The organism is Paraburkholderia steynii, from assembly GCF_900100565.1.
GTDB classification, from domain to species: Bacteria; Pseudomonadota; Gammaproteobacteria; order Burkholderiales; family Burkholderiaceae; genus Paraburkholderia; species Paraburkholderia terrae.
Genome location: NZ_FNDI01000023.1, coordinates 43,882 through 67,061, shown reverse-complemented (window position 1 = coordinate 67,061; position 23,180 = coordinate 43,882). Strand labels below are relative to the sequence as shown.

17 protein-coding genes are annotated in these 23,180 nt (G+C 60.9%); 9 read left to right on the top strand and 8 right to left on the bottom strand.

Translation table 11 applies throughout. The annotated features are described in order from the left end of the window. Positions 1–2: 2 nt before the first annotated feature. On the bottom strand, positions 3–1,262 hold the full coding sequence (locus tag BLT65_RS32545) for an ABC transporter substrate-binding protein (RefSeq protein ID WP_091785853.1): 1,260 nt from the start codon (positions 1,260–1,262) through the stop codon (positions 3–5). A 170-nt stretch (positions 1,263–1,432) separates the two neighbouring features. On the opposite strand from BLT65_RS32545, the gene BLT65_RS32540 reads away from it, so the two are divergent. From BLT65_RS32540 to BLT65_RS32530, 3 genes are all read left to right on the top strand, one after another. After that, positions 1,433–2,146, top strand: coding sequence for a response regulator (locus BLT65_RS32540; RefSeq protein WP_091785851.1), 714 nt, complete (start codon positions 1,433–1,435; stop codon positions 2,144–2,146). A gap of 11 nt (positions 2,147–2,157) precedes the next feature. Beyond that, positions 2,158–3,564 carry an ATP-binding protein gene (locus tag BLT65_RS32535; protein WP_091786104.1) on the top strand — a complete coding sequence of 469 codons (1,407 nt, stop codon included), beginning with the start codon at positions 2,158–2,160 and terminating at the stop codon, positions 3,562–3,564. 118 nt (positions 3,565–3,682) lie between these two features. Then, positions 3,683–4,240: a DUF3455 domain-containing protein gene (locus BLT65_RS32530; protein WP_091785848.1), complete on the top strand. Its 558-nt coding sequence runs from the start codon at positions 3,683–3,685 to the stop codon at positions 4,238–4,240. A 92-nt stretch (positions 4,241–4,332) separates the two neighbouring features. Here BLT65_RS32530 and BLT65_RS32525 read toward each other — a convergent pair whose 3' ends face one another. Both BLT65_RS32525 and BLT65_RS32520 read right to left on the bottom strand, forming a co-directional pair. Then, positions 4,333–5,775, bottom strand: a complete 1,443-nt coding sequence (locus BLT65_RS32525) for a cytochrome-c peroxidase (protein ID WP_091785845.1) — start codon at positions 5,773–5,775, stop codon at positions 4,333–4,335. 153 nt (positions 5,776–5,928) lie between these two features. Further along, a complete protein-coding gene (locus tag BLT65_RS32520; RefSeq protein WP_091785843.1) occupies positions 5,929–7,758 on the bottom strand; it encodes a phospholipase C in 1,830 nt (609 codons plus the stop codon). A gap of 614 nt (positions 7,759–8,372) precedes the next feature. Between BLT65_RS32520 and BLT65_RS32515 the strand changes: the two genes are divergently transcribed. Continuing rightward, positions 8,373–9,749, top strand: coding sequence for a chloride channel protein (locus tag BLT65_RS32515; RefSeq protein ID WP_091785840.1), 1,377 nt, complete (start codon positions 8,373–8,375; stop codon positions 9,747–9,749). Positions 9,750–9,793: 44 nt separating this feature from the next. Here BLT65_RS32515 and BLT65_RS32510 read toward each other — a convergent pair whose 3' ends face one another. Further along, positions 9,794–11,527, bottom strand: coding sequence for a methyl-accepting chemotaxis protein (locus BLT65_RS32510; protein WP_091785837.1), 1,734 nt, complete (start codon positions 11,525–11,527; stop codon positions 9,794–9,796). 183 nt (positions 11,528–11,710) lie between these two features. Beyond that, positions 11,711–12,643 (bottom strand): LysR family transcriptional regulator, encoded by a 933-nt coding sequence (locus tag BLT65_RS32505; protein ID WP_091785834.1) that lies wholly within the window; start codon positions 12,641–12,643, stop codon positions 11,711–11,713. A gap of 147 nt (positions 12,644–12,790) precedes the next feature. On the opposite strand from BLT65_RS32505, the gene BLT65_RS32500 reads away from it, so the two are divergent. Both BLT65_RS32500 and BLT65_RS32495 read left to right on the top strand, forming a co-directional pair. Further along, on the top strand, positions 12,791–14,119 hold the full coding sequence (locus BLT65_RS32500; protein WP_091785831.1) for an MFS transporter: 1,329 nt from the start codon (positions 12,791–12,793) through the stop codon (positions 14,117–14,119). Positions 14,120–14,147: 28 nt separating this feature from the next. Then, on the top strand, positions 14,148–15,710 hold the full coding sequence (locus BLT65_RS32495) for a M81 family metallopeptidase (protein WP_244186815.1): 1,563 nt from the start codon (positions 14,148–14,150) through the stop codon (positions 15,708–15,710). A 98-nt stretch (positions 15,711–15,808) separates the two neighbouring features. Here BLT65_RS32495 and BLT65_RS32490 read toward each other — a convergent pair whose 3' ends face one another. Together BLT65_RS32490 and BLT65_RS32485 are read right to left on the bottom strand one after the other, a co-directional pair. Next, on the bottom strand, positions 15,809–16,885 hold the full coding sequence (locus BLT65_RS32490; protein ID WP_091785828.1) for a T6SS immunity protein Tli4 family protein: 1,077 nt from the start codon (positions 16,883–16,885) through the stop codon (positions 15,809–15,811). Beyond that, positions 16,882–18,426, bottom strand: coding sequence for an esterase/lipase family protein (locus tag BLT65_RS32485; RefSeq protein ID WP_091785825.1), 1,545 nt, complete (start codon positions 18,424–18,426; stop codon positions 16,882–16,884). Before BLT65_RS32485 ends, BLT65_RS32490 begins: the two co-directional genes overlap by 4 nt. A gap of 519 nt (positions 18,427–18,945) precedes the next feature. On the opposite strand from BLT65_RS32485, the gene BLT65_RS32480 reads away from it, so the two are divergent. Further along, positions 18,946–19,431 carry an NUDIX hydrolase gene (locus BLT65_RS32480; RefSeq protein ID WP_091785823.1) on the top strand — a complete coding sequence of 162 codons (486 nt, stop codon included), beginning with the start codon at positions 18,946–18,948 and terminating at the stop codon, positions 19,429–19,431. A gap of 56 nt (positions 19,432–19,487) precedes the next feature. Here BLT65_RS32480 and BLT65_RS32475 read toward each other — a convergent pair whose 3' ends face one another. Next, positions 19,488–20,369 (bottom strand): class I SAM-dependent methyltransferase, encoded by an 882-nt coding sequence (locus tag BLT65_RS32475; protein ID WP_091785819.1) that lies wholly within the window; start codon positions 20,367–20,369, stop codon positions 19,488–19,490. 236 nt (positions 20,370–20,605) lie between these two features. Between BLT65_RS32475 and BLT65_RS32470 the strand changes: the two genes are divergently transcribed. Both BLT65_RS32470 and BLT65_RS32465 read left to right on the top strand, forming a co-directional pair. Continuing rightward, positions 20,606–21,100 carry a hypothetical protein gene (locus BLT65_RS32470; RefSeq protein WP_091785816.1) on the top strand — a complete coding sequence of 165 codons (495 nt, stop codon included), beginning with the start codon at positions 20,606–20,608 and terminating at the stop codon, positions 21,098–21,100. 372 nt (positions 21,101–21,472) lie between these two features. After that, positions 21,473–23,140: a methyl-accepting chemotaxis protein gene (locus BLT65_RS32465; protein ID WP_091785813.1), complete on the top strand. Its 1,668-nt coding sequence runs from the start codon at positions 21,473–21,475 to the stop codon at positions 23,138–23,140. Positions 23,141–23,180: the final 40 nt, after the last annotated feature.

The window sequence follows — 23,180 nt, the reverse complement described above, 5'->3', positions numbered from 1 at the left end:
CGTTAATGCGAGGCGTCAGCCGTGGACTGCGCGAGCGGCGCGTCGACCCACTCGGCGCCTTGCGGCGGCACCGCGAGGAAGCGCTTGTACAGTTCGGCTTGCGTCGCATGCACGTCGAGATCTTTGAACTGCGCCGGATAGAACCACTTCGCAAACGCTTCGATCGCGAGAATGTTGTACGGCGAGTCGTAGTAGTTGTGCGAGATGCCGTGCGCGTTGCCGTCGTGGATCGCCTTGATCGTGTCGAAGCCGGGGCGCGCGATCAGTTGCGCGAGGCTCGCGCGCGCATCGTGCTCGCTCGTCAACGCGCCGACGCGCAGCGATGCGAGGCCCGGTTTCGTGCGGCTGCCCGTCGCGATGTAGACGTCGGGCTGCGCGGCGATCACCTGTTCCATGCTGATGTCGCCGAGCACGCCCGGCACGAGACCTTGCGCGATATTGCGTCCGCCCGCGGCCTGCACGAATTCGCCGAAGTTGCCGTTGCCCGCCGTGTGGCAGCAGCCCGCATCCCAGACGCCCGCGAGCAGATCGACGAATACCTTCGGACGCTGCGCTTCGGGCACACGGTGTACGACGCTCTGCACGCGCGCCAGATGCTGCTGATAGAACTGGATATACGCATTCGCCTGCTGATCGCGATGCAACACCGCGCCGAGCAGCTTGATGCTCGGCAGCGTGTTTTGCATCGGATGCAGGCGGAAGTCGACGAATACGACCGTCGTGCCCGTCGCTTCCAGTTGCTTGACGAGCGCGTTGTAGCGGCTCGGGCCGTGGCCGCCGATGCTGAAGATCGCCAGATCGGGCTTGAGGCTCAGCGCTTTTTCATCGCTGATGCTGTCTTCCGTCGCTTTGCCGATCAGCGGAATCGTTTTGATGTCGGGGAATTTCTGCGCGTACGCGTTGAAGGTCTGCGGGTCCATCAGCGGCAGATCGCCTTGCCAGCCGACGATGCGCGCGAGCGGCTTCTGGCCTTCGAGCAACGCGACGGCCGACAGCAGGCGGCTTTCACCGAGCAGGATGCGCTGCGGTTCGGCGACGGGTACGCGGATCGTGCGGCCGGCGAGATCTGTGAGGGTGGCGGGTGCAGCCGCGTTCACAGGCGCTGCGGCGCTCGCCGGTTGCGCCGCGAGCGCGGGTGCGCTGACCGTCAGCGTAAAGCCAGCCGCAACAACGAAAGCGGCGGAGGCGGCCACTGAGGAGGTGGCACGCGCCGCCGTCGAAACGGCCCGCCCGCAGGCCGATGAAAGCACGGAAATCGACATGATATAGTTGCTGGATGAGAATTATTTGCATTTACCGGCGCAACTTTAGCCACGAGATGTAATGGCGATGTGTTGAAACGGCGCACTTTTGTAATGGAATGTGTTGAGCCGCCTTTTTCCCGTTGCAATCCGGACAATGCGGGCTGAGTGGAAGAGAAGAAGAGCTTTTGATGGACCACATACTTGTCGTCGATGACGACCCGAACATTCGCCAACTGCTCGGCGACTATCTGCGCAGCATGGGCTATCAGGCGACGACGGCCACCAACGGCGCGCAGATGAAGCAGATCATCAAGGCGTCGCAGATCGATCTGGTCGTACTCGACCTGATGCTCGACGGCGAGGACGGACTCGAACTCACACGCGAGCTGCGCCGCGAGCGCGGCATGCCGATCGTGATACTGAGCGCGCGCGGCGGATTGCTCGACCGTATACTCGGCCTCGAAATGGGCGCCGACGATTACCTGCCCAAGCCATTCGATCCGCGCGAGCTGGTCGCGAAGATCAAGTCGGTGTTGCGCCGCGCGCGCAGCACGCCCGGCGCGCTTCCCGCCGATGCCGCCGCGTTCGTCAGCTTCGCGGGCTGGAAGCTCGATACGCGGATGAAGCAGATGCTGTCGCCCGAAGGCCTGGTCGTGTCGCTCGGCGGCTCCGATTACCGGACGCTGCGCACGCTGCTCGATCATCCGAACCGGCCGCTGTCGCGCGATTTCCTGCTCGACCATGTGTTCGGCAAGGAGCACACGCCGCTCGACCGTTCGATCGACGTGTGCATCAGCCGCCTGCGGCATCATCTGAAAGACGCTGCGCGGAGCGCCGCGCTCATCCGCACGGTGCGCAATGAGGGCTACATGCTGGTCGCCGACGTCGCGTTCGAAGCATGAGCGGCCGCGCGATGAAACTGCGTGCGTGGCCCGACTCGCTATTCGGGCGGTTGGTGATGATTCTCGCCGTCGGCATGTTCGCCGGCCAATTGCTCACCAGCACGATCTGGTTCGAAACGCACGACAACCGCACGCTCGAAATTCCCGCGCGCCTGTTCGCGAGCCGTCTCGCCGACACCGTCCGGCTGCTGCAGCACGCGCCCGATGCAACCGCGCGCGATGCGATCGTGACGCAACTGTCGGATGCACGATACCGTCTGCAATGGACCGACGCGCCGCAGCCCGTGCAGCAAACCTCGCTTGCGAAGCGCACGGTCAGCGACCTGATTACGGGCGTGATTCGCAGACGTCTTGGCGAGCCGATCGACGTGCGTCTCATCGATGCTGAACTGCGCGACGAAGAGCACAAGCACAAGGGCATCCTGAGTCTCTTCGATTCGCGCATGCCCACAGGCGATTTTCACGTGCAGATGAAGCTGCCCGATGGCAGGTGGCTCGACGCGCAGGCCAATGAAGGGCAGGCGGGCATGCTGAGCGAGCCGGGGTCGCTCGTGTTCGATTATCTCGTCAGGATCTATCTGCTGCGCTTCGTGGCGATCTGCGTGCTGGCGTTCGTCGCCGTGCGCTTTGCGGTTCAGCCGCTACGCGATCTCGCTCGAGCCGCCGATGCGCTCGGCCGCAATATCTATCGGCCGCCGTTGCCCGTCAGTGGTCCGCTCGAAGTGCGCAGCGCGGCGATGTCGTTCAATTCGATGCAGCGTCAACTGACGGAGAGCTTTGCAGGGCGCGCGCGGTTTTTGACTGCCGTGTCGCACGATCTGCGCTCGCCGCTGACGAGGCTGCGTCTGCGTGTGGAAATGCTGCCCGACCCGCAGTGGCGCGATCGACTGCGCGGCGATCTCGACGACATGGAGGCGATGGTGCGCGCAACGCTCGATGCCGTGCAAGGCATCGAAGTGACGGAAGCGCGGCACGAGATCGATCTCGATTCGATGCTCGAAGGGCTGGCTGAAGATGCGCGTGAGGCTGGGCACGCGGTCACGGTGGAAGGGCGGGCGGCGCGGCCTGTCGCGGGTTATCCGCGCAATCTGAAGCGCTGTTTGCAGAATCTGCTCGATAACGCGATTCGCTATGGCGGCGAGGCTTCTATTCATGTTGTCGATGATGGACGCGCGGTGCGTGTCGCGATTCGTGACAACGGCCCCGGTATTCCCGACGAAACGATGCTCGCGCGCGCGTTCGAGCCGTATTTTCGCGGGAATGCGGGGCGCGCGGATGGAACGGGTGCGAGCGGTGGCACCGGGCTAGGGTTGACGATTGCGCAGAGCATCGCGGCGACGCATGGCGGAACGCTGACGTTGCGCAATCGCACGGCGGGTGGGCTTGAAGCGGAGCTTGTGTTGCCGCGTGATGTATGAAGCCGATTGCGCCGGTGTACCGACGCGCGATTTCGATGGAATAAGCTTCTACGCCCAGCTGTTCTGGTAAGGAAAATCACAAAAACGTCCCCGATATTCCTCCAACCGGATCGCAATCATGTTTCCTTTCCGCTCGTACTCCAGCAACGTCATTCGCGCAATGTGCATTGACGCGCGGCAGATCGTGTACCGGGCCGCGCTAGGTTGCGTCGTTCTGATGTCACCCTTAGCGGCGAATGCCGCCGATGCAACGCCACCTTCGTTGGTGCCTTCCGGCGCCCAGCCGTTCGCCGTCACGACGGCAACAGGCGTGCAGATGTATTCCTGCGAGTTCGACAGTTCGCATCATCTGGGCTGGGTGTTCCAGCATCCGGAAGCCACGCTTTATGACGGCGCAGGTCAAGCGTCGATCCAGCATGGTGCGGGCCCGTCCTGGCAGGCGGGCGATGGCAGCAGGATCGTTGGTCGCATGGTGGCTCAGGCACCGAGTGCGAATCCGAACAGCATTCCACAACTGCTGCTCGAAACTCACAGCACCGCCAAAGGCAGTTTGTCTGGCGTGCGGTTTGTGCAGCGGCTCGACACAGCAGGCGGCGTGTCACCTTCTGAGCCTTGTGTGCGTGAGCATCAGGCGGGCAGTTCGCCGTATTTCGCGCGCTACATATTCCTGAAGTAGCGTTCTGCTTGTGTCGCGCGCACCTGCAAACTTCATCGCTCGGATGAAGCATGCAGATGCGCGCGACGTCGCCCTCGCGAGCGATGCGGGTACTAGGGCTTGTAACCGTCAGTCAGCGTGTTCATGAACGCAATGATGTCCTGGATGTCATCGTCGGTCATGGCAGGCTTTTCGCCCAGTTTGCGGTCAAACGGCGCGTCGGCGACGTCGATATTCGCCTGGTACTTCGCGGGAAGATCATCGTACTTTTCCGGCTTGCCTGCTGCATCGAGCGGATAGATCTTTTCGGGACTCGTATTGCGCAGGTTATAGAAGTCCATCACGTGCTTCAGGTCGTGGTAGACGCCATTGTGGAAAAAGGCGTGTCGCGTGGCGACGTTGCGCAAGGTCGGCGTCAAGAACATTCCACAGTATTGCGTTAGCGTAGCCGCGTCGTCACGGAAGGGACCGCATACGCCCATGTCGTAGAAATTCCGGTCCTTGTTGATGGCCAGATCATGGTTGCGCGGCACGCCCAGTGCCTCGTATTGCGTGTCGGTGAAGAGCGGCGGCAAATGGTCGGCCGTCGGCTTGCTCAGATGGCATCCCGCGCAGTTTGCCTTGTCAGGATCGTTGAACAGGCGCAAGCCGCGCATCTCCGCTTGCGTCAGACGTGCCTTGCCCTGGAGCCAGTAGTCGTACTTGCTCGTGAAGCGGTGGAAGGATGGGTCTTCGAACTGGTAGCGTCCCACTGCGAACATCGCCTCGTCGACGAGCAGATCGGGCTGGCTCACGATCCGGTCGCCAAACAGCTGCTTGAACTGGTCGAGATACTTCGCATTCAGCAGCTTGTGGAAGACCTCGCCGGTGCTCTTGTTGGCCATCTCAACGGGATTCAGCATCGGGCCGATCGCCTGATCCTGCAGCGTGCTCGCGCGGCCGTCCCAGAACAGGCCGCCCTGCGGGACGAGTGCGGGTGCCGCAGGCGCAACGCCTGCCGTTTTCACCGCGCGCTGCGTGCCGCTTGCTGCCGTGGCCAGTTGATCGAGCGTGACGGGCGCGGCGTCCATGTCGTTTTGATCGGGGCCGATCGAGAACGGCGCCTGGCGGTACAAGTATGCAAGCGACGGCGGCGGCCGGTAGCCGGCGTCTGTCATATGCGGACCGCCGAGCTGTACGGACAGGTCATTCGGTGGCCCGTAGGCATGCTCAGGGCTGTGGCACGACGCGCACGATTGCTTGCCCGACGCCGAGAGCGACGGGTCATTGAAAATCTGCTTGCCGAGCAGGGCTACCGCGCTCAACGGCTGGCTCGGTGGCACGTGTAACGCGACCGGCTGCGGATTCGCGCCGGTGATGTCTTCGACGATGGTGCCGATCGCAAGAGGCATCCGCTCCGGATAGATTGCCGCATAGGCGATAAAGGCGGCGCAGCCGGCCGCAACGGCGGCAACGGCCCAGCCGAGTACTCGCAGAAGCTGTCGTCTGGCGTTCGCTGGGTGCGAGGGATCGCCGGCAGGCAGTGAGGGCGGCAATGCAGGGTTTGGAGAGCTCATGGCGATGATGGCAAAAATAATCCGGAAAAGACGTCGAGCCAGCACGTTGCCGCGCTGGCTCGACCCACTTCGAGTTATCTGGCGTCCCGCTGTCAATTGCGCCGGCCTAAGCTGGCGATGAGTGAAAACAAACGGGGCGGGACGCGCGTCGGGTTAGTTGGTTGCCGGCGCAGCTGCGAGCTTCGTACCAACGGTCGGGTCGAGGAAGACGGTCGGGCTGTTGCCCGCGCCAGTCAGGTTCAACATGCTGCGGATATCGCCGGCCGTTGCGTCGAACGAACCCGCGCCGAGCCGCTTGCCGCTGAGCCAGTTGTCCTCGATGAACTTGACGACCGACGCCTGCGTGATTTGCGTGTGGTCAACGTAGTTCTGTTTTGCCCACGGCGAAACCACAAGGAACGGCGTCCGTGTACCCGGACCACAACGGCCGTTTACCGCACCGCCGTTGATGCCAAGCGGCTGCGTTGCGCTCGCCGACGTACATTGGCCCTGGCCCGACAACTGGTCGGCGCCCGTGAAGGTTGCCGTGCCGACGTGGGTGACGAGCGTCGTATCGAACGACGAGCTCGTGATTGCCGGCGTAACGTGGTCGTACCAGCCGTCGGAGTCGTCGTAGGCGATCACGACGAGCGTGTTCTTCCAGTCAGGTTGCTGCTGCAGGAAGTTCGTGACCTTCACGACGAATGCCTGCTCGTCGAGCGGGTCCGAATTGCCCGGATGGCCGTCGCCGATTGCCGGCGCCTTCAGGAAGCTGACCGACGGGAAGTTACCCGCCTGCACAGCCGCGAAGAAGTCGTCGGTGTCGTACTGGTGGTGAACCGGCGTGGCCGTATTGTCGAGCGTCGGTTCGGTGGAGCCGATCATCGCCGTCGAGGTCGGGCGCTGGTGCGTCGGATTGGCCGTCGAAGCGTAGTACTGGAACCAGGCGTGGTGCTGGACATAGTCAGCCGGCGCGCTGCCAAGCACGTCCGACCACGTCGAGCGCAGGCAGCCCGTCGTACCGTTCGCGTTGACGGTCTGCAGGTTGAAGCCGCCCATGAAGCCGCCCCACGTGATGTTCGAAGCGTTGAGCAGATCGCCGATGTTCTTGCCGTTCATCATGCCCGTCGGGCCGGACGTGGCGGTTTGCGCGGCGGCCGTGCAGGTGTCGGTGGTCGGATCCAGGTCGCCGATCATCGTGAAGCTTCCCTGGCCGTCAGGAATCGCATTGCTGCTCGTCGTGACGGTCGGGTTCTTCGGATTAGGCGTGACCGTCACGCCCTGATTCTGGCCCGAGATCACTTCGATGGCACCCGGCGTCGACGGACCAAACGTATCGGTCCACGCGTTGTCGTTCATCGCGAAGTTCTGCGCGAGGTTCCAGTACGCGGTGACCGTGTTGCCGTCGAAGTAGCCGAGCACCTGCGCCGACGAACCAAACTGGCCTGTGCTGCCTGCAATGATCGAGCTGGCCGAGGTGAAGAGCGGGAACGCGTCCATCTTCAGGTTGTCATCGGCGAGCTGTTCAGGCCCATAGCTGTGGTTCTGGCTCTTCGTGTTCGCCTGGGAACGGTCGAGGCGAAACGGTTGCGCAGTGGTCGTGGTCAGCGCGGCGCCCAGCGTCGGCGGCGCAGTCGTCTGGCCGTTGACCGTGGCGGCGACGATGTTCGGCGAAGTCGCCTGCGCGTTCGGGTTAGCCGCGCCCGTCAGCCCTGCGGCGGCGAGCGTGGCGATATCCGTTTGCGTGCCGGTCGCTGCGGTGAATGCCGGCTCGCCCGCCACGTTCTTTGCGCTCGGATACGTTGCGAAGTAGTGGTCGAAGGAGACGTTCTCGCCGAAGATCACAACGAGGTGCTTGATGGGCGTCGCGGTCGCGAGGGCATCTTGCGCGGAAACAACCGGCGGGGTCGACGTCGTCGTGTTGTTATGCGAACTGCCGCACGCGGCGATGGTCAACAGCGCCGCTACAGCTATCGCGCTGGGTAGTATTGTCCTGTAAAACATTTCTCGGGGGCTCCAGATTGCCGTTCAGCGCTCCGTTATGCGTGGAGTTGCTGGGTTTTTTTAGGTGGAATTGCAAGCTCACTTCAAGATGGAGGTGAAGCAACGGGATTGAATCATTCCCATATTGCGTAATCGAGAAACATTCCTTACCGACCTATTACATACATTTGCATTGCCATTGCTTTCGTTTTTATTCGATGTGAGATGGAGCGCGTCGTCGGAAGCCGCTACGGAGTTGGATGATCCCGAGGTTCGGTGATTTATTTGCAGTTCATTTTTAAGCGTGATGATCGGGATTTCCCAATTCAATGCTTAGTGATGCAAACATTTTGAAAATGGCTGAAAGGCGGCATGACGCCGAGTGCATTCTTTGCGCCGGCTACTTCAAGACCTTCTGACAAACCAGTTAACTCAATTCCGTCGGCAGGTGTGGTGCGCGAGGTTTGGTACGTCATCGAGAGTGACTTGCCGCGCGCCTACAGCAGTGACCACCGTTTGCCCCAGTGCTTTTCACAAAGTCGTGCGAATCATCAATTAAGTAGATAAAGTCGTTGGATGAATTTACGGGAAAACCCTAAAGTAGGGGCTTCCCCGTCCCATCGCACAACGCCGTCATGCCGTCTCCCATCACCCTCGACCGCAAATCACTGGTCCGCCTCGCCGTCGTCACCGTGTTGACGGGCGTCGGCGCGGGCCTCGGCGGCATGCTGCTCGCGCTGCTGCTGCACGCCGTCCAGCACATCGCGTATGGCTACAGCCTGAATGCGATCGTCGGTGGCGAAAGCTTTCTGCAAGGCGTCGATGGCGCGTCGGCCGAACGGCGCGTGATCGTCATGGCGATCTGCGGTCTGATCGCGGGATTCGGCTGGTGGGCCGTGCGCCGTTTCGGCAGTCCGCTCGTCAGCATCAAGCAGGCGGTGAAATCGCCCGACACGCGCATGCCGATGCTCAGCACGCTCGCGCATGCGCTACTGCAGATCGTCACCGTCGCGCTCGGTTCGCCGTTGGGCCGCGAGGTCGCGCCGCGCGAAGTGGGCTCGCTGGTGGCAGGTTGGCTCGCGCGCGTCGCGGGCCTGTCAGCGAACGAAACGCGCGTGATGATCGCCTGCGGCGCGGGCGCCGGCCTCGCCGCCGTGTACAACGTGCCGCTCGGCGGCGCGGTGTTCGTGCTCGAAGTGCTGCTCGTCACGTTCGATGCGACCACGGTCGCGATTGCGCTCGTGACGTCGGTGATCGCCGCCGTGGTCGCGTGGATGGGACTTGGCGACGAGTCGCAATACGCGATTCCGTCGTTCGCGCTGAGCGGCAGTCTGGTTGCGTGGTCGGTGGCGGCAGGGCCCCTGTTCGGCATCGCCGCCTATGCGTTCTCGCGTTTCATGGATCGCGCGCGCAATGCCGCGCCGGGCGCTGGCTGGCTGATGATTCCGCTCAACGTGCTGAACTTCGCCGTGATCGGTTTGCTCGCCATGCACTTCCCGCAGTTGCTCGGCAACGGCAAGGGCACCGCGCAGCTTGGCTTCGACGGTCAGTTGAGCATTGGGCTCGCGGCGGCGTTGCTCGCGTTGAAGGTTGCCGTGAGCGCGAGCAGCCTGCGCGTCGGCGCGCATGGCGGTCTGCTGACGCCGGGGCTGACGGTGGGCGCATTGCTTGCCGTCGTGCTCGGCGGCGCGTGGAATCTGATCGGCGCGAGCGTGCCGACCGGCGCGTTTGCGCTGGTCGGCGCAGCGGCGTTTCTCGCTTCGTCGATGAACATGCCGATTACGGCGATCGTGCTCGTCGCCGAGTTCACGCACCTTGGGCACGACATGCTGTTCCCGGTGGTGTTCGCGGTCGCGGGCTCAATCGGCGCGAGCCGCGTGTGCGCGATGCTGGCGAGCCGCGCGAGCGCCGGGGCGAAGAATATGCCGACCCATGTGGCGGCAAGCGTGACGGCGAATGCGGCGCAAGAGCGGGCCGCGGGGATGAAGCTGTTGCCCGTCACGCACAAGTGAAGACCGAACGGCGCATCACGCAAAGCAACGGGATGCGCGGCGATTCAGAACGTCTCCCAATCGGCTTCGGCGCGGCTCGCGGCCGTTTTTTCGGCAGTCGGTGATGGAGCGACGAGCGGTTTTGCAGAAGCCGGGTTCACCGCTTTCCTGGGCGCAGCCACGGCGGCGCGCGCGACAGTCTTCGGAGGCGTAGACGCAGCGCTCATCGCGTTTGCCTGCTGCCCGCCTGGCAGCCTGAACACCGACACAAGTTCACGCAGCGTCGCGGCCTGAGACGCCATCGACTGCGTCGCCGCCGAAGCCTGCTCGACGAGTGCCGCATTCTGCTGCGTCACCTCGTCCATCTGCGAGATCGCGACATTGACCTGCTCGATGCCGCGATGCTGCTCGCCCGACGCCGCGCTGATCTCGCCCATCAGATCAGACACCTGGCGCACCGACTGCACGATTTCGCCCATCGTGCGACCCGCCTCGTCGACGAGCGCGGTGCCGCTGTTCACGCGGCTCACCGATTCGCCGATCAGGTCCTTGATCTCCTTCGCCGCCGCAGCGCTGCGCTGCGCGAGCGTGCGGACCTCGCCCGCAACGACTGCGAAGCCGCGTCCCTGTTCGCCCGCGCGCGCCGCTTCGACGGCCGCGTTCAGCGCGAGGATATTGGTCTGGAACGCGATCCCTTCGATCACGGAGATGATCTGCGCCACCTGCTGCGAACTGGTCGAGATGCCGTGCATCGTATCGACCACGCGGCTCACGACCTCGCCGCCGCGCGCCGCAGTTTCCGACGCGCGCGCCGCCAGCGCGTTGCCCTGGGTCGCGTTCTCTGCGTTCTGCTTGACGGTCGCCGTCAGCTCTTCCATGCTCGCAGCCGTTTCTTCGAGCGATGCGGCCTGTTCTTCTGTGCGCTGGCTCAGATCGGTGTTGCCCGCGGCGATTTGCGACGAGCCCGTTGCGATGCTTTCGCTGCTCGAACGCACGCGGCTCACCGTATCCTGCAGACGTTCGTTCATGTGACGCAGCGCGCCGAGCAACTGGCTCAGTTCGTCCGCGCCCTCGACGTGAATCGCCGCGGTCAGATCGCCGCGCGCGACGGTCTCGGCCACGTCGACGGAGCGGCGCAGCGGCCCGACGATCGAGCGCGTGATGACGACGGCGATGAATGCGCCCGCAAGCAGCGCGAGCGCCGACAGCACGACGGTCCAGATGCGCGCACTGTGGAACGCGTCTTCCGCTTTCGCGACTTCTTCGACCGAGCCCTGGTGATTCAGCTTGATGTCGCTGTCGATCTGATCGAGCGTCGCCGTGAAGCGCGTCGACCCGTCGCCCGCCGCGACTTGCCGCGCTTCGGCTGCGCTCGCTTCGCCGGCGTCGATCAGCTTTTCAATTTTCGCGTCGACTTCGAGATAGCTGGCCCACGACGATTTGATGTTGTCGCAAAGCTGCTGCTCTTCAGGCGACGAGATCAGCTTCGAATAGGCGTTCAGCGACGACGCGAAAGCATTCACGGCATCCGCGTGCTGAGCGCGCGTGGCGCGCACCTGGTTTGCGTCGGTGCTCAGCAATTCACGCAGCGACAGGCGGCGCACGTCGTCGGCATGGCTGCGCATCGTGCCGAGCGTTTCGACGCTCGGAAGCCAGTCAGTGCCAATCCGACGGGTGCCGTCATAGATACGCGACGATTGAAGCAAGCCAACGCCGCCGATCGCGCACAGCAGAAGCAGCACAATTCCAAAGCCCGCGCCGAGACGCGGACCAATCTTGAGAGTGTTGAGAAACGTCATTGACCGTTGTGGTGGGAGAGTTATGCGAGAGGACGAATAAGTTCTCTTATCGACAACGCGGTCAGCGTTCTGTAACTAAGTTTCAAATATGACGAATGGCCGACGAAGGTGCTACTGCGGCATTACGGCGGCTCAGTGCGTGAAAGGTCGCGCAGACACGTTCAGGCCGCGTGTCGTCAACCGTCAACCATCCGTCAATGCATTGCCGCGCGCGAACATCGACATCCTGCGCAAGATCCATTCGAGCAGTTCATTCGCCGCAGCCGCGAGAGGCCGCCCCGACTTCACGAGCAAGCGCGCCTTCGCGCCCTGAAACAACGGATGATCGATCGGCACGATGGCGAGTTCTTCCGACACCAACTCGCGATACGCAGCGAACTCGCCGATCAGCGTCACGCCGTCGCCATGCGCGACGAAGCGCTTAAGCGCGGTCAGCGAATTGCTGGTGAGCGTCGCGCGGATTTTGATGTTCTCCGCGAACTCCAGCATTTTCGCGGCGTGGCCGATGCCGAAGGTGGCCGGCATCAGCGCGAGCGGCCATTCGAGCAGATCTTTCACGCTGGCGGGCGTGCCCCGCAACGCGAGCGGATGGTCGCGCCTCACCAGCAGCACGACGGGCTGCGCCGAACTCGCGCGGTATTCGATACGCGGATGCGGCGGCGGATTGTACGCAAGCCCGATATGCGCGCGACTCTCGGCGACCTGGTTGAGCAGATCGTCGACGGCGAGACTTTCGATGTTGATGTCCAGCTTCGGATACTTCGCGCAGAACGGCGCGATCACTTCCTCGATCAGCGGCTCGACATAGCCTTCGCTGACGGCCAGTTGCACCTGGCCTTGCTGAAGCCCTTTCAGCAAATGCAGCTGGTCTTCGAGCTTTTCCTGCTGCGAACGGTAGCCGCGCCAGAATTCGAGCAGATGCGTGGCTGCCTCGGTCGGCTTGACGCCGCGCGCCTCGCGCTCGAACAGCGTCGTATCGAGTTCCTCTTCGAGCAGCCTGATCTGGCGCGTAATCACGGAAGGCGACGTGTTCAGGCTGTCCGCCGCGCCACGGATGGTGCCGTGCGACAGCACTTCGTGAAAGTAGCGCAGCCGTTGCTGGTTGATTTCGCGCATGTCGGAGGTCTCCAGAGCGTTGTGTGGGCTGCCGTTGCCTTGCAAGCAACGAAGTGTGAACTTAGTTGCTCTTGCTCGCGCATTTTTACCCCGACACCATGCTGGAACGCAAGCACGGGATTCAAACCCGACACACCGGAGACGAACATGACAGCACTACAGACCCTACGGGAGAGCGACGCGGTTCGCGCCCTCTACAACCGGCTCAACTGGCGGTTGCTGCCGTTTCTTCTTGCCTGCTACATGTTTGCGTATCTGGACCGCGTGAACGTCGGTTTCGCCAAGTTCCAGATGCAGAGTGACCTCGGTTTCTCCGATGCAGCGTACGGCGTCGGCGCGGGCATCTTCTTTCTTGGTTATGTGCTGTTCGAATTGCCGAGCAATCTGCTGCTGCCGAAAATCGGCGCGCGCAAGACGTTCAGCCGCATTCTCGTGCTATGGGGCATCACGTCGGCGTGCATGCTGTTCGTGCGCAACGTGCCGATGTTCTACGGCATGCGCTTTCTGCTCGGCATTTTCGAAGCGGGCTTCGCGCCGGGCATGATCTATTACCTGTCGTGCTGGTATGGGCCGACGCGCATGGCGCGCGCCATCGCGATCGTGTTTCTGGCCGGGCCGCTGGGCGGGATCGTCGGCGGGCCGTTGTCGGCGTGGCTGATTTCGGCGCTCTCGGGTGTTCACGGGCTGGCAGGCTGGCAATGGATGTTTCTCGTCGAAGGCTTGCCGTGCATCGTGCTTGGCGTGGTCACGCTGTTCGTGCTGTCGAACCGTCCCGCCGACGCGCGCTGGCTGAACGCCGATGAAAAGCAGCTGCTCGAAAGCGAAACGGGCGTGGCGCACGCGCACAACCATTCGTTCAAGGCCGTGGCACGCGATCCGCGCGTCTATCTGCTGGCGTTTGCGTACTTCTCGATCATCTTCCCGATCTACGCAATCAGTTTCTGGCTGCCGACGCTGATCAAGGAGCAGGGCGTGACCGACACGTTGCGTCTTGGCTGGTATGTCGCGATTCCGTATGTCGCGGCGGGCATCGGCATGTACGTTGCGGGACGCAGTTCGGACCGCACGGGTGAACGGCGTTATCACTGCGCGTTGCCGGCGCTGACGGGCGCGTTGTTGCTGATCGCTTCGATTTTCACGCAAGGGCATCTGTTCGCGACACTCGCGCTGCTGACGGCTGCGACGGCGATGATGTGGATGGCCTATACGGTGTTCTGGGCGATGCCTGCTGAGTACATCAAGGGCCCGGCGGCTGCGGGCGGCATCGCGCTGATCAATACGATCGGGTTGTCGGGCGGCTTCTGGGGGCCGGCGGCGATCGGCTGGGCGCGCACGGCGACGGGCAATTCGCAACTCGCGCTGATCTTCATGGCGTGCATGCCGGTGATTGCAGGCTTGCTGATTCTCGCCAACCGGTCGACGCGCAAGTCGGTTCATGAAGCGCCGGAGTTGACGCTTAGCCCTGAATCGAACTGAGTTCGCTGAACAATAGGACGAACGAATCATGAAGATCCTGATCGCCGGTTTTCAACACGAGACCAACACCTTTGCGCCGACCAAGGCGTCGTACCAGAGCTTCGTTCAGGGTGAAGGCTTTCCGCCTTTGACGCGCGGCGCCGACGTGCTGACGCTGCGCGACGTGAACGTGCCGATTGGCGGCTTCATCAAGGCTGTGGAGGCGGCGGGCCACGAACTGATCCCCGTCATCTGGGCGGGCGCGAGCGCGTCGGCGCATGTGACGGAAGACGCATACGAGCGCATTGCCGGCGAGATCGTCGATGCCGTGCGCGCGGGCGGCTTCGATGCGATCTATCTCGATCTGCATGGCGCGATGGTCGCCGAGCATATCGACGATGGCGAAGGCGAACTGCTCGCGCGCGTTCGGGGCATCGTTGGCGATGACATGCCGCTCGTTGTGTCGCTCGATCTTCACGCGAACGTGACGGACAGGATGCTGCAACTCGCGGATGCGATCGTCGCGTATAGAACCTACCCGCATGTCGATATGGCCGAAACGGGCGAGCGTGCCGCTGCGTTGCTCGAAAGGCTGACGCAAGATCGACGCCCTTTGAAACGCGTGTCGCGGCGCATTCCGTTTCTGATTCCGGTGAATGCGATGTGTACGCTCGTCGAGCCCGCGCTCGGCGTGTACGAAATGCTGGCTTCGCTCGAAGACGGACCTGTTGCTTCGCTATCGTTTGCGCCGGGGTTTCCCGCTGCGGATTTTCCTGAATGCGGGCCTGTGATCTGGGGCTATGGCTATGACGAAGACGCGCTCGCGAAGGCTGTCGATGCGCTTCACGCGCGCATGCTCGCCGATGAAGCGCAATGGGAAGTGCGCTTCCTGTCACCCGATGAAGCGGTGAATGAAGCGTCACGTCTCGCGCAACATGCCGACAAGCCCGTGATCATCGCCGATACGCAGGACAACCCGGGCGTCGGCGGCGATTCGAATACGATGGGGATGGTGCGCGCGTTGTTGCGGCATCGCGTGCAGGGCGCGGCCGTTGGTGTGATATGGGACGCTGAGGCGGCGGCAGCGGCGCATCGCGCGGGCGTCGGCGCGCGCATCGAACTCGCGCTGGCGGGGCGTTCGGGTGTGCCGGGCGACGCGCCGCTACAAGGTGTTTTCGAAGTCGAGCATCTGTCGAATGGGCGTTTTCGTTTTGACGGTCCGATGATGAACGGCATGCAGGGCGATCTCGGGCCGGTTGCGTGTTTGCGTATCGACGGTGTGCGGATCGTGGTCAGCACGATCAAGATGCAGATTTTCGAGCGCAATTTTTTTCGCGTTGGAGGCGTTGAGCCTGAGCGGATGAAGGTGCTTGTGGTGAAGAGTTCGGTGCATTTTCGCGCGGATTTTCAGGCGGGCGCGCATGCGGTTCTGGTAGCGAAAGCGCCCGGGCCGATGGCCGCTGATCCGGGGGATTTGCCGTGGCGGAGGCTGGATGAGGATATGCGGGTGCGGCCGATGGGGGTGACGTTTGGGGAATGGTGTGGGTGCGACATCAATCGTACAGCGGATGAGGCAGCGCGTCTTACTGATGCGTTAAACGGCCTTGAATGAACCGCAGACGTTCGGCTGAATTCGTGACTCCCGATACACTCAAACGCAGTTGAACGCATTCTGATCATTGGAATGCGTCAACGTTGACCTAGCGGCACTTAGAAGCCATCCGGGCGCGCCCGTACCGATCGCGAAATTGCGTCCCAGAGTGTGATGGCGTCGGTTTCACTTAAGGAGGGAGACTTAAGTGGACCATTGAAGAAAGCATTCGTCGTCCCTGTTTCCATATCTAGTGTAAGAAGCGGGGATAACGCGCTGCTTGTAGTGGAATTCGCCTCCAAAGTGAATGTATTGCCAATCACGTTGAGCGGTGTCTTCCCGGAAATGAGCCATTCTTCCGCCCTCCCATTGACTAGATCCACCCCTCCTTTTCGGATCGTCCTCGCCCCCGAAATTTGCTGCAATCCTTGATGTATCACTGAACTTCTCTGAAGAAGAGTCTCGGCTTCACGAATACCCGCGTTGGTGTCAAAACCAACGCTAACATCGCGATTATTTGACAGGACAAACTGTACAGAGGGATTCTCGCCGACGTCCCCTGCATTTCCGGGAAGGAATCCACCTACGAAGCACATGCCGGGCTCAGTTGGAATAACGTCGTCCGGACGGCCACGCATCTTTTCGATGAGATCAAAGACGGTTCTTAGTTTGGGTGCAACGTCTGCCTTGATCGACATAACCTGCAGGATCTCGGGTGTCGCATATTTTGATTTTGTGAAGTCACTTGCATTAATACGTGCCTTGATGAGGTAACCCCGATCCCATTTGAATGCTTCGATGACCCGTGTGGCGTCGCTCGGCGCGTCTGCATCGCCCAACGAGACGAAATACTTCGAGTTCTTTATTCCGGGGACTTCACCGATCTCGTAGAGAAATTTGTAGCCGAACCGGCTTTTCGTGGTTGTCATCGTTGCTTGCCGGGAAGTCATTTCCTGACGGAACGATTCGTAAGACATCGCGACTGAGTCGATCGATACGCCTGTTACCTTTGCTGAGCCGAATACGACGCTACTATGCGGAATATCAATCAGGTAACGGCCCACACACTGCGTACGAAGTTCGTTAGGTTCATTCATTGTCGCGTTTTCCTGGTTATTTCTGGCGTGTGAGACTTGTCCGAATAATGTTAGCCAAAGGATGGCGAGCGCCAATGTATGACCGATCGGGTGTTTCATTTCGTGTACTCGAGCGTCGTTCCCTTTACGTTAGAAACGATCTTTGTCACGGCCCAAAGCGCAAATTTCTGCTGCGGCTCTTTTTTGTATGCCCCTTCGTGGTCAATGTCTGGATAGGGTATGCAAGCCTTCACTCCATCGAACCCTGAAGGAGCGGCGCCGGACCGGACCGGCACGGTGCCGTCGCCGCTGTCTGCGGCTGGCTGAAGGTCATATGTGCTTTCCGCCGGTGTCGCACTCGACTTCAAAACTACGCGCCCTCTCCCACTGTCGGAGGACATTTCGTCGTCAAGCGGATAGGTTGTGTTCCCAGCGGACTTTCTCTTCCAGATAATCTTTCCCCAAGTTGCATGCGCGATATCGTCCCCGTAGAACGCGTAAGTCGTTGAGTGGAACTTTGCTTGCAGCTGCTGGTGGAAGGTCAAAACATGGTTAAAGATCAATTTCTGATAGTTGCCCCAATCGTCATCGATGTTTGATGATTTTTCGTCAAAAGGATTGATAAGACGATCTACAACCAATCCCCACCACTTCCCACGTTGAAGGTATATCTCTGTATATGGGTTCGCTTTGGGGAGCGAAATAGACGAACCCGAACCATCGATGAACTGCAACCAGTTCATTCCATAGTCCGTGCCGGGCAAAAGCTGCAGGGGGCCGGGCGATTGTGCGAAAACGGGAGTCATTGTTCCCGCGGTCGGTCCAAGTACTAATCCGGCGATGCCTTCGGACCCCGAGCGGACGCGCTTATATGCGGTAGCTGACCCCGTTGTTGGCATCACGCCGTGCGCGATGCCCAATACACTCTCACGATTACCCATCACCTCGGAGAAATAGCGTGATACAAGACCCCCCATCGAATGGGTCACAATGATGACTTTTTCGCAGCGAAGTCCTTGATCGCGGTAATACTGTGCGAATTCGCGAGCGCGGGCCTCGAGGGTCTTGGCGGAACGGGCGTTTGATTGCAGCCAGTTGTAGCCGACCGCATGCACCGGCATCCTGTAGCGGTATGAAAGAGCGACCTCTTCTGACGTCAATGTACTAACGCCAGAAGCGTCAGCGACGAGATCGTGCATTAATTGTGACCGGAGACCGGTCTTTGCAATATGAGCGTCATTGAGTGCGTTTTCCAACCAGGGGAGGAATGTTCCGTAGCTCATTTTTCCTACAGTTCCCCAGCCGCGTCGTCGCAATTCTTCTTCGCTCTCTACAGTCCCTTTCGGAATGTCTCCACCCCCATACACGGCAGTGGTATCAGGATCGAGCTTCTGCTTTCTTGTTCTGGCGCCACGGAACAGCCAGGAGGCGGCCACACCAGCGGGGCCATTTACGAGCCATATTACTTTTCCGGCGTACGAACCTGACACAGCTTTGAGATTGCTTCCCATAACACCCGGTACAAAGATAACTGGGATCACGCGATCCGGCACCATGGGGCAAACGGCAATGCTTTCGTCAGGTGGTGACATCACCGATGAGTAGTGGACAGACCCATCGTCTGCGACTGCGGGCTGGATGATGCGTTCGATGATCGCCATGCCGCCTTGCTCCAATTGAAATTAAACTTTTGACAGACACGACGCGCGCACGTGAGGCGAATGCCGCACATGACCACCATGCCGGATTGACGTGCAAGCGCAGGCCGTCAACGAACAGGGTTTCTTGCAGATCGAATTTTTATTTCATAAGCAATGCTATTTAAATATGTCAGTCGAAGACGACAACACCTCTGGGTCGTGCATACGATTCGGACATTTTCAAGAATATAGATTAAAGGACGCCAGATGACTTGGAAAGCGTAGTTGTCCTGCAATTTGATGAACGTTGCTTTTCGTCATATTTTACAAATCTTGACGTTATCGAGTTGCGTGCCGTGATAATGGACAAGACCGATCGTGGACGAGTCGGCGATAAAAAGCTTGCGACACGATCGCGTCATTCGCAAAAGTCTTTAACACTTCTTGCGGGACGACGGTTGGCGTCGCGAGCCAACCGACCTTGCGCGACGCCGCCATTTCGTGCGAGATATCGCATCCCCATCACCTGATTTCGCATCTATGATCTCCTTCGACACCGACGGCCACCGCTTCAACTTCCGCGCCGTTGCCGTCATCACGACACGCGACCACGTCCTCCTGCACATGCTGGAAGGAGACGAATACTGGTCGTTGCCAGGCGGCCGCGTCGAGGCGGGCGAGGACGCGGCCACGGCCGTCGCGCGCGAGATGCGCGAGGAATTGGATATTCAGGTGAAAGTGGGGCGCTTGCTCTGGATCGTCGAAAACTTCTTCACGAGTGGTGGTCGCCCACATCACGAAGTCGGCGTGTACTTCGCCACCGAAGTACCGCCCGACGCCCGCATCCTCGATTTCTCCATGCGCCACGCAGGCAACGAACAGGGCCGCAAGCTCGAATTCGCGTGGTTCAACCGGCAGGAACTGGCAAGCATCGACGTGCGCCCCGCATTCCCGCGTAACGCGCTCGCGCAGAACCCGCTTCAATTCGCGCACGTCGTCAACCGCGAAAACGGAAGCGTTGCGTGAGCGTTTGTCACAACCTTGCTTAACCCTTTCTCCCACTGCCATGACACATACGATCGCTAAGGCTTGACGAACTTGAGCGTCATGCGATCCGATTCCCCGATTGCAGCAAAGCGTGACCTGTCGACGTCACCGCCTTGATAAGTAGGCGGCAGCGACCACACGCCGTGCGGATAGTCCTTTGTATCTTTCGGATTCGCGTTGATCTCGCTGCGCGCAACCAGAACGAAGCCGGCTGCCTGTGCGTGCTCGATGACGAACGCTTCAGTCACATAACCGGAATCGATCATTTGTTGCACAGTCGTTCCTGGCCGTGCGCGGTGCTCCTCAACGCCAAGTTCGCCGCCATGCTTCAACGCGCCGTTGAACGCGCGCAGATTCGCATCGAATTGCCCGTCCTTGATCCAGTTATGGATGTTTCGAAAGGTAAGGACACGGTCGAATCTCTCATTCGCATCGAAGCCGTTGAACTGGCCTGCGTGCAATGTGCCGACGACGACGTTCCCATAAACCGATGGAGCGTTGGCGAGCTTGCGCCGATAAGCCGCATCGGTCGCGCTGTCTTCAGCGGCGAGATCGGCGGACGTGCTGCGATATTGCGCCTCGTAAAGTTGGCCCGCGTTGCGCAAGTAGGGCGCAAGTATGTCCGAATACCATCCCCCTCCCGGGGCGATCTCCAATACCGTCTGCGTTGGACCGAGGTCAAAGAACTGCAGCGTTTCTTCCGGATGACGGTAGACGTCGCGCGCACGCGCCTGACTGCTACGCTGCGATCCACTGATGGCGGCATCGAGCGACATCGCGTTGGCACCTTGCGATTGCGAATCACGCGATGAGTTTTGCGAATCCAGCGACGAGGACGCGCAGCCTGTCAGTGTGAGCATAAAAAAGGCGGCGGCAATCGTGACCGCGCGCGCACGGTCATGGCGAGTAGCGTACATGGAACCGATTCAGGTTTGAGATGCGGGATACGATACGCGGTTCTTGAGCTATCTGCTTCCCGATCATTTCCGTCGCTCGCGCGGCGGTGTGCGCCCGCCAGCTTGATCACAAGCAAGCCACCTCGCGCAACCGATGCGAACGCACAACACTTCATAGTGGTCGGCAGGCTTACAGTCGCTTACTATCCCGTCTCCACAATAAGACGCTAACCCGGCGCGAATCGTTGAGACCACTCATGAACCCTGCACGGCAATTCGTAGTTCCGTTGATCGCATCATTGTTCGCTATCGGCATCGCCGCGAATACCGCCCATTCAGCGGAACCGGCATCGGATGCCACGCCCGATGCCGAAGTAGACATCTCCAAAAGCCACGAAGCCCCGACGAGCGATCTTCACAGCGACCTCGGTGAATTCTGTTTCTTCGCACACCTCCCGCCTGCGAGTCAGAAATACAAGGTCATCAAGAACATCAAGATCGGCAAGGGTTCGTACGGCAGTGTTCAGGACATTCTCCCGAAGATGGCGGAGTACGCCCAAGTACGAGGAGCAGACGCAATTGTCGAGTACAACGGATCACAGCGCTTCGGCTTCTGGCCTTGGCGTATGGTCCGGCCCGTCGTCCGTGGCGTCGCGGTGCAATGGACTGATCCGAAGCCTTCCAATTGCGAATCCATTGGCGGCACAAAGCTGAAGACGATACTTTCCTCGGGTCAGCCGCCCACACAGTAACAAAGGCAGCCTGCCGCTCGTGTGGCCATACTGCCGCCGCCGAATAGCGGCGGCAGTGACCGCTTATACCTGATGTCTGCCAACTTTCGCCGCACTTGTAGATTCAGGCCGCGCGCAATCTCCACAGTGCTCCCGCCCCACGAGTCATCGAATAAATAACGCTGGCTTGACCATATAAAAATTAAATTACACGCAAACCTTTGCGTCGCCTGCCGCAGGGTTTCTCAGCCTACAGTAACGCCCAACCGCGCCGTAATGCGAGATGCATAGGCGCGAAGTTTGTGTCCTGCGCTATCCGGGGTGCGTCTTCCAGGACACCCAACGGCTCGAATCTCCTGCTTGCGTACAACAGGCAACAACCAAAGTCGATATATGAATCTCAACACTCTGTCGGTAAAGGCAAAGCTCACGGGGGCTTTCGGCGTTCTTGCCGCCGTCGTTTTGATCGTGTCGGGCATATCGCTGAAATCGCTGAACGACTCCAACGACCGGTTCGCAGGTTTTTTGTCGGGCGTCTACGCCCGCGCCAATATGGCTACGCAGGTTCGAACTGCGGTTGACCGGCGCGCGATCGCAGCGCGCAACATGGCGCTGGTCACCACGCCGGGCGATTTCGAGGTGGAAAAGGCCGCCGAAGCGCAGGCCCAGATGGATGTGCAATCGAACCTCGCGAAGCTCAACGAGATGGTTTCGTCCGCATCCGATGCGACTGAAAAAGCCCGCAGCCTCGTGGGCGAAATCAACCGGATCGAGGCCGCGTATACACCCGTTGCCAACGCGATCGTTGGCCTCGCCGTTGCGAACAGGCGCGACGAAGCGGTCAAGAAAATCAACGACGACTGCCGGCCTCTGCTTGCCGCGCTGGTCAAGGCATCGAACGACTACGCGGAGTACACGCGCAGTCGTGCCGATGATCTGGTTCGCGAGTCGGAGGATCGTTATGCGACGCAGCGGAACCTGCTGATGGTGATTTGCCTCGCCGCCGTCGCGATGGCGATCGTGGCGGGCCTGGTCATCACGCGGGGCTTGCTGCGCGCCCTGGGTGCCGAGCCAGCCGAACTGGGTGCGGTCACGCAACGCGTCGCGGCAGGCGATCTGAGCCCGGTCGCGGGGGCGAAGAACGCGCATTCCGGGAGCGTGCTCGCCTCGATGGGGGAAATGCAGGCAAGTCTCGTCAGTTTGATCGCTCAGGTCCGCACCGCGGCAGACAGTATCGCGACTGGTTCCAGCCAGATCGCTTCGGGCAACGTCGATCTTTCGTCCCGGACCGAACAGCAGGCTGCGTCACTGCAGGAAACCGCCTCGAGCATGGAAGAGCTGACGTCGACGGTGAGGCAGAACGCCGAGAACGCGCAGCAGGCCAGCTCGCTCTCCGCCAATGCATCCGAAGTGGCGCTCAAGGGCAATGAGGTGGTCGGACGGGTCGCCGGCACGATGGGTGAGATCAGCGCGAGTTCCACCAAGATCGCGGATATCACCGGGATCATCGAAGGGATTGCGTTTCAGACCAATATCCTGGCGCTGAATGCGGCCGTGGAAGCGGCGCGCGCGGGTGAACAGGGCCGTGGGTTCGCGGTGGTCGCAAGCGAAGTGCGCAGCCTCGCGCAGCGTTCGTCCAGCGCGGCGAAGGAAATCAAGGATCTGATCAACGCTTCCGTGCAGAAAATCCAGGACGGTTCGGTGCTCGCGAATGAAGCGGGAAAGACGATGTCGCAGGTCACGCAAGCCGTCGCCCGGGTGACCGACATCATGGGGGAAATCGCCGCTGCATCGACCGAACAAAGCCGGGGTATCGAACAGGTCAATCAGGCCATCACGCAGATGGACGAAGTCACGCAGCAGAATGCCGCACTGGTAGAGGAAGCGGCGGCGGCCTCCAGGTCGCTCGAAGACCAGGGGCGGCAGCTTAATCAGGCGATTGCGTTCTTTCGTCTGGATGCCGGTGCCGATTCGCCTGTAACGCGTGCAAGCGCCCCGGCAGTCAGTCGCCCGGCATCCGCACGACCGACGGCGCGCAAAGCTACCGCGCCCGACAGGTAGGCTCCGCTTGCGGCGACACGGTGACGTACTACGGTGTTGC

What these genes read in the sequence shown, in the direction of transcription:
- BLT65_RS32545 (WP_091785853.1), bottom strand. Translation starts at nt 1,262, where the DNA reads ATGTCGATTTCCGTGCTTTCATCGGCCTGCGGGCGGGCCGTTTCGACG.
- BLT65_RS32540 (WP_091785851.1), top strand. Translation starts at nt 1,433, where the DNA reads ATGGACCACATACTTGTCGTCGATGACGACCCGAACATTCGCCAACTG.
- BLT65_RS32535 (WP_091786104.1), top strand. Translation starts at nt 2,158, where the DNA reads ATGAAACTGCGTGCGTGGCCCGACTCGCTATTCGGGCGGTTGGTGATG.
- BLT65_RS32530 (WP_091785848.1), top strand. Translation starts at nt 3,683, where the DNA reads ATGTTTCCTTTCCGCTCGTACTCCAGCAACGTCATTCGCGCAATGTGC.
- BLT65_RS32525 (WP_091785845.1), bottom strand. Translation starts at nt 5,775, where the DNA reads ATGAGCTCTCCAAACCCTGCATTGCCGCCCTCACTGCCTGCCGGCGAT.
- BLT65_RS32520 (WP_091785843.1), bottom strand. Translation starts at nt 7,758, where the DNA reads ATGTTTTACAGGACAATACTACCCAGCGCGATAGCTGTAGCGGCGCTG.
- BLT65_RS32515 (WP_091785840.1), top strand. Translation starts at nt 8,373, where the DNA reads ATGCCGTCTCCCATCACCCTCGACCGCAAATCACTGGTCCGCCTCGCC.
- BLT65_RS32510 (WP_091785837.1), bottom strand. Translation starts at nt 11,527, where the DNA reads ATGACGTTTCTCAACACTCTCAAGATTGGTCCGCGTCTCGGCGCGGGC.
- BLT65_RS32505 (WP_091785834.1), bottom strand. Translation starts at nt 12,643, where the DNA reads ATGCGCGAAATCAACCAGCAACGGCTGCGCTACTTTCACGAAGTGCTG.
- BLT65_RS32500 (WP_091785831.1), top strand. Translation starts at nt 12,791, where the DNA reads ATGACAGCACTACAGACCCTACGGGAGAGCGACGCGGTTCGCGCCCTC.
- BLT65_RS32495 (WP_244186815.1), top strand. Translation starts at nt 14,148, where the DNA reads ATGAAGATCCTGATCGCCGGTTTTCAACACGAGACCAACACCTTTGCG.
- BLT65_RS32490 (WP_091785828.1), bottom strand. Translation starts at nt 16,885, where the DNA reads ATGAAACACCCGATCGGTCATACATTGGCGCTCGCCATCCTTTGGCTA.
- BLT65_RS32485 (WP_091785825.1), bottom strand. Translation starts at nt 18,426, where the DNA reads ATGGCGATCATCGAACGCATCATCCAGCCCGCAGTCGCAGACGATGGG.
- BLT65_RS32480 (WP_091785823.1), top strand. Translation starts at nt 18,946, where the DNA reads ATGATCTCCTTCGACACCGACGGCCACCGCTTCAACTTCCGCGCCGTT.
- BLT65_RS32475 (WP_091785819.1), bottom strand. Translation starts at nt 20,369, where the DNA reads ATGTACGCTACTCGCCATGACCGTGCGCGCGCGGTCACGATTGCCGCC.
- BLT65_RS32470 (WP_091785816.1), top strand. Translation starts at nt 20,606, where the DNA reads ATGAACCCTGCACGGCAATTCGTAGTTCCGTTGATCGCATCATTGTTC.
- BLT65_RS32465 (WP_091785813.1), top strand. Translation starts at nt 21,473, where the DNA reads ATGAATCTCAACACTCTGTCGGTAAAGGCAAAGCTCACGGGGGCTTTC.